Below are 5,644 nucleotides of genomic sequence, written 5' to 3' on the forward strand. Positions count from 1 at the left end.
TAAGGTACACCTACTTGGCGAGACAACAAGATGTGCTCACGAGTTTGTGGCATTGGACCGTCGGTTGCGCCACACACTAGGATAGCGCCATCCATTTGTGCCGCACCGGTAATCATGTTTTTAACGTAGTCGGCGTGCCCTGGGCAGTCAACGTGCGCGTAGTGACGGTTTGGAGAATCGTATTCAACGTGTGAAGTTGCGATGGTGATACCGCGCTCACGTTCTTCTGGAGCGTTATCGATACCGTCGAAAGCAACAGCGGTACCGCCCCATACTTCTGCACATACGCGTGTCAAAGCTGCTGTCAAAGTGGTTTTACCATGGTCAACGTGACCGATGGTGCCCACGTTTACGTGGGGTTTACTACGTTCAAATGTCGCCTTTGCCATTGCAAACTCTCCTAAACAGGGACGTGGGACAGATCATTTCAAGGTAACAACCTTGACACCTACCGCATTAACGAGCCCCAAGTACAATTACTTAGATCTCAAATACAACCTCTACTAAATAGAGGCCAAAAAAATGGAGCTCAAGAGCAGACTTGAACTGCCGACCTCACCCTTACCAAGGGTGTGCTCTACCAACTGAGCTACTTGAGCGAAATAAACATGGAGCGGGCAGCGGGAATCGAACCCGCATCATCAGCTTGGAAGGCTGAGGTTCTACCATTGAACTATGCCCGCAAAAACAGGCTATAACTCAATACAGCAAACCACCTATTCTATAGCGAGGTTAGTGAGACTAATTACTCACCAGAGAAGCTTGAGTCACGCCCAGATACCTTGATGACAACACAATCAAGACATCAGAATTTTTCTCTTCAGACAAACATTGTCGAGAGCATGGTGCAGGGGGGTGGATTCGAACCACCGAAGCTTGCGCGTCAGATTTACAGTCTGATCCCTTTGGCCACTCGGGAACCCCTGCCCTAATTTTGAGGCGCGTATTTTCCACCTCAAATAATTTAATGTCAATCAAAACCACTAACTTTACTGTAAATATGGAGCTGGCGAGAGGAATTGAACCCCCGACCGGCTGATTACAAGTCAGCTGCTCTACCTACTGAGCTACGCCAGCTTTACGATTACAGGTAATTATTACTACCTGTGTCAGTGGAGGCGCGATTCTAGAGAAACTATTCGCGAGATGCAACATCTGGACAGAAATTTTGTTGATAAACAATGCCTTCTTGGTCACCAATTAAACTATTCCATCGCTCAGAACTGATTTTGGATGCATTTTGTGCGGATGCCACGACCCAATTTTGAGATATTTTTCTAACTTCCTCGTGGATTTTTACTTCGTAGCCTTTGGCTGCGAGCTCTTTTTGCTTAATCTCAGCGCCATTTTTTTCATTGAACAACCCTAATGAAATTCCATACTGCAGATTTCCGTTTGGAATTACATAGCTGTCTATCGATTTCGCCTGTAGCTCTTTCAACTTCCTGAAAGCGGCATCACTAGAGCCCAATGACGGTAAGTAAACCCAATACGAGGTCTTTCCTGGGACAAGAACTTCTCTGAGACTAGCACTCACATCCAGAGCGGCTAACTTTTCAACCAAAATATCTGCCCGTGCCAAATTTTTATAAGGGCCAATAAGAGAACATAAATCTGCATTCGTATTTTGAGGTTGAGATGTTTTTTGAATTTGACTCACAACAGGAGAGTTATCGTCATCATTTACCGTTGACAATTCATTAAGCAATTTCAGTCGAGGCAAATCACTGCCATGAACCTTACCTATAGGTGTAGTAGCCGTGGAATTGTTTTTATTTCCGTAGGCAGCTAAGACATTTAAAGAAAGAAAAACTGCATTGATAATCAATAGCAAAATAAAAATTGCTTTCATAGTCACTCCAGCTTGTCGTGAGCTGAATATTTACCGGTCGATTCTATTAAACTCCCCGACCATTAATCGCGGAGTTTTGCCACAAATAAAGCCCATCGAAAACCAGATTTTCTTTTTTCTCGGCGATATCGATATTGCTCTCTATTAAAGCTACATCACCACCCGTCAATAGTACCCGGGTTGGACTGTTTGGGCTTAGTTCAACTAATTGTGCTACTGATCGATGAATAATTCCCACGACTGCATTCAAAATCCCGCTACTAACGCAAGACGCCGTGTTTTTACCGGGATTTAAATTTTGCTGAGCAGTTAAGTTTGGTACTTTAACTTGCGCAGTATCAGCAAATAAGCTTTTCAACATCATTTGCATTCCGGGAATAATATATCCGCCTTCGTGTGCGCCGTTTGCGTTAATTAACTCTACGGTAATTGCACTACCTAGATCTACAACTACACAATTTTCTGCACGACAGTAATCCGCTGCAGCAATTGTTGCCAACCAGCGATCAACTCCCATTTGACTAACTTCAGTGTAGCTGTTTGTTACAACCTTATGGACCAGATCAAATGATTTACCTGTTACCGCGAAATCGATTTTTACGTCGGGAATGAAAGTCTGTAAGAAGGAAGTTAACCATAACTTATTGGCTGTGTTCGCGACACTGGCAATCACGATGCGAGATATATTTTTCAGATTATCGCTAAAACGTGCCTCTGGGATCTCTAGGTTATTCAAATTAAATGAAGCAGCAATAGCACCTTTCTTATCGCGCAACTGAAATTTCGCCCGAGTGTTTCCTTGATCAATGAGTAGCAGCATCTACAAGCCTCAAAGATAGCTCTCCACCATTATGCAAAGTAATCTGGCCTTTAGTCTCTAGAATTAACGCGCCAGTCTCTGACACACCTCTATGAATACCGGAAACGGAAGATTGCCCACTTGTTATAGTTATTTCTTTGTTCTTTGAATAATTATGCGCATTCCATGCATCCTGATATTCTTCAAAGCCCTTTTCTGAGTAGGTAGACACTGCATCTACCAACGCCACAATTAATTGGTTCGCCAAGTCAGTACGATCAAGTGGATTACACCCGGACTCCAGAGCGATTTCTTTTAAATCCACCCAGGGTTGGTCAATTGCTTGATAATCTTGGTCTGACATGTCGACATTTAGCCCAACGCCAACCACCACATTACAATCACCCGATAAATCGCCGTCCAGCTCTATCAATATTCCGCCAAGCTTTCTTCCCCGCCAAATCAGATCATTAGGCCACTTAAGCTCAATATCACGAACGGCTAAATTATTCAAAATCTGCACAATAACAACGCCTACCGCCAAACTTAGGCCTTCAAGGGCAGAAATACCCTCGGTGACTCTCCAACCCAACGACAAATAAATATTGCGACCAAATGGACTCTGCCAGGTACGTCCACGACGGCCCTTCCCAGAGGTTTGCATTTCGGCTATCACAATTTTTCCTGCAAACAGGCTAGAGGCTTTTTGGCTCAAAAGGTAAGAGTTGGTGGATTCGATAGAGATCATCACTTCTACACTGGAAACCAACGGATGACGGTCTGCTAAAGATTTAAGTTTTTCTACGTCCAAACAAAATATTGGATGTTTAATTCGATAACCTACGCCCTTATTGGATTCGATATTACAGCCGAACGTCTCGAGTTTTTTCAATTGTTTCCAGACTGCAGCGCGACTAACTCCAAGAATAGATCCAATTTCTTCACCTGAGTGGTATTCCCCATCGCTCAAGAGATTAAGCACAGGAATTAAATGTTCTATCGTGTGATCACTAGACATTTTATAAACAACCTTCTGCAGACTCAGATGCGTAGATTCTTCGACACCGGTTTCCTAAACTTGTCAGAACCTCATATGGAATGGTATTCGCCATAGCTGCAACATCATCTATTGTTTGTTGATTATTTAAAATCGAAAGAAAATCGCCCACCCTAACTGGGAAATGAGGATATTGGATTTTCAGTGGCGTTAGATCGAAAGTACAATAATCCATGGAAACACGCCCCACCAAAGAAACAGCAACTCCTTGAATATACCCTTTCAATCTTCCCTGTAGATGTCTCCAGATACCATCTGCATAACCAATCCTGACCGTCGCCAATAACGACCCCTTAGCTACCGTTTCAGTCGCTCCATAACCCACCGGGACATCTTCTTCAAGCTCCCTCAACTGGATAATTGGTGCATTTAATTCGACTACCGGATTGATTAGCGGTGAATTTTCTGCCGCAAAGGTCTGAGAGCCATAAAGGGCTATACCCGGACGAACCATGTCCATACAGTATGATTTACCAAGAAAAACGCCTGAGGAACTGGATAAACTAATTTTCAAAGGATAATCCCGAGGAACTTCTTTAAGCAGAGAGCTAAAGGTACTTAACTGCTGGCGGTTCATAGGATTTTCAGGTTGGTCGGCGCAAGCAAGATGGCTTAAAAAATACCGTGGTTTAACCGCATACTTAGTTAATGCGGTTAATACCTGAGACGTAGACAACCCGAGTCGATTCATGCCCGTATCGATCATGACTGCGCACCTGTTTGAGCGAATGGAATCCACCCAATGATGCATCTGCTCAATCGAGTTCAAGACAGGAATGAAATTGTGATGGCTATATTCACCTACAAAATTCTTATGGTAACCATCAAAGACAAAAATATCCGAGCTTTTACGAAGCACAGAACTTAATTCTATTGCTTCGTCTAAGGTTGCGACAAAAAAAGATCGACACCCATGCTTTTCTAGCTCCGAAGCAATAGGTATAGCCCCCAAGCCATAAGCGTCAGCTTTTACAACAGCGGATACTTCAGCGCCGTGAGAGATGCTTTGAATATAACGCCAATTTTTTGCGATGGCATTTAAATCGATATTAAGCAAAGGTTGATAAGAGTACAAAATCGGTCACACAACTCTTGAATTCGTATAAAAATCTAAAGGATAGTGCTCAGTTATTTCCATAAACCGCTCACCACCAACGCGAATACAGTAAATTCTATAAACACCCTTCGAAAAACCTTTGGGACGGAATTGTTCGGGAAGATCTTCAGAATATCCTAAATCAAATATTTCCCGATATTGCTCTTTATTCATTTTCCTCAACAGCCAACCAACTCCATGGCCGGAATTTTTTAATTCATCCAACAAATTATCAGGAACATAAGATAGGTTTAAATAGGAACTCGCATAGGTATATATCTGGCCGCTTTTCTTTCCGATTAAATTAATTTCTCGGTGAAGTAATGATTCCGCGTTGGGCGCCACTGTTAACGTACTCTCAGAGATTAACGAAACGTTTAGTGATTCGTTAAAAGCGGCCTCAATGGCTTTGGATACAGTGCCGTCAGTTGATAAAAATATCCTCAGCAACATTGGCAACTTAGAGAAGTGGAAATCTGAAAGGTGATCGGGCAGTTGCTCACAACCTCCACTGACAAAAATCGGGTTGGCCGCCAAATCAAAAAGGTATTTCATTGTTTACTCAAACTTAATTAATGCTTTGTAGAGTAATAGGTTATCAGCAAGCAGGAAATGGAAAAACAAGAAAACGAAATAAGAATGAATTTAAACTCAACTACGGGGGTATACAGGGGTAGATGTTAAAAGCTAAAGAGGATTGAAAGCATTGATCCCAATGAACAAAGCTTCAATGCGTGGAATAGACATAAAAAAAGGGCCATCCTTTAGGATGGCCCTTTTAGAGTTAAGAGCTTGACGATGACCTACTCTCACATGGGGAGACCCCACACTACCATCGGC

6 protein-coding genes and 4 tRNA genes are annotated in these 5,644 nt (G+C 42.8%); all 10 read right to left on the minus strand.

What is annotated here, in order from left to right:
* On the minus strand, positions 1 to 389 hold a 389-nt coding region (locus tag ACYQ2C_RS18405), incomplete at its 3' end, for a GTP-binding protein (protein ID WP_460104617.1).
* A gap of 134 nt (positions 390 to 523) precedes the next feature.
* Positions 524 to 599, minus strand: a tRNA-Thr gene (locus ACYQ2C_RS18410).
* A 10-nt stretch (positions 600 to 609) separates the two neighbouring features.
* Positions 610 to 683 (minus strand) — tRNA-Gly (locus ACYQ2C_RS18415).
* Positions 684 to 843: 160 nt separating this feature from the next.
* Positions 844 to 927, minus strand: a tRNA-Tyr gene (locus ACYQ2C_RS18420).
* A 74-nt stretch (positions 928 to 1,001) separates the two neighbouring features.
* Positions 1,002 to 1,077, minus strand: a tRNA-Thr gene (locus ACYQ2C_RS18425).
* A 58-nt stretch (positions 1,078 to 1,135) separates the two neighbouring features.
* Positions 1,136 to 1,852: an SPOR domain-containing protein gene (locus ACYQ2C_RS18430; protein ID WP_460049489.1), complete on the minus strand. Its 717-nt coding sequence runs from the start codon at positions 1,850 to 1,852 to the stop codon at positions 1,136 to 1,138.
* A 46-nt stretch (positions 1,853 to 1,898) separates the two neighbouring features.
* The gene (locus ACYQ2C_RS18435; RefSeq protein ID WP_460104615.1) at positions 1,899 to 2,672 is read right to left on the minus strand and encodes a type III pantothenate kinase; all 774 of its coding nucleotides are present in this window, start codon (positions 2,670 to 2,672) and stop codon (positions 1,899 to 1,901) included.
* Positions 2,656 to 3,669: a bifunctional biotin--[acetyl-CoA-carboxylase] ligase/biotin operon repressor BirA gene (gene birA, locus ACYQ2C_RS18440; protein ID WP_460104613.1), complete on the minus strand. Its 1,014-nt coding sequence runs from the start codon at positions 3,667 to 3,669 to the stop codon at positions 2,656 to 2,658. Before birA ends, ACYQ2C_RS18435 begins: the two co-directional genes overlap by 17 nt.
* Before the next feature lies 1 nt (position 3,670).
* The gene (gene alr, locus ACYQ2C_RS18445; protein ID WP_460104612.1) at positions 3,671 to 4,783 is read right to left on the minus strand and encodes an alanine racemase; all 1,113 of its coding nucleotides are present in this window, start codon (positions 4,781 to 4,783) and stop codon (positions 3,671 to 3,673) included.
* Positions 4,784 to 4,789: 6 nt separating this feature from the next.
* On the minus strand, positions 4,790 to 5,359 hold the full coding sequence (locus tag ACYQ2C_RS18450) for a chorismate pyruvate-lyase family protein (protein ID WP_460049485.1): 570 nt from the start codon (positions 5,357 to 5,359) through the stop codon (positions 4,790 to 4,792).
* Positions 5,360 to 5,644 lie beyond the last annotated feature (285 nt).

It is taken from the genome of Sessilibacter sp. MAH3, assembly GCF_054658275.1.

What these genes read in the sequence shown, in the direction of transcription:
- ACYQ2C_RS18450 (WP_460049485.1), bottom strand. Translation starts at nt 5,359, where the DNA reads ATGAAATACCTTTTTGATTTGGCGGCCAACCCGATTTTTGTCAGTGGA.
- ACYQ2C_RS18430 (WP_460049489.1), bottom strand. Translation starts at nt 1,852, where the DNA reads ATGAAAGCAATTTTTATTTTGCTATTGATTATCAATGCAGTTTTTCTT.
- ACYQ2C_RS18435 (WP_460104615.1), bottom strand. Translation starts at nt 2,672, where the DNA reads ATGCTGCTACTCATTGATCAAGGAAACACTCGGGCGAAATTTCAGTTG.
- birA (WP_460104613.1), bottom strand. Translation starts at nt 3,669, where the DNA reads ATGTCTAGTGATCACACGATAGAACATTTAATTCCTGTGCTTAATCTC.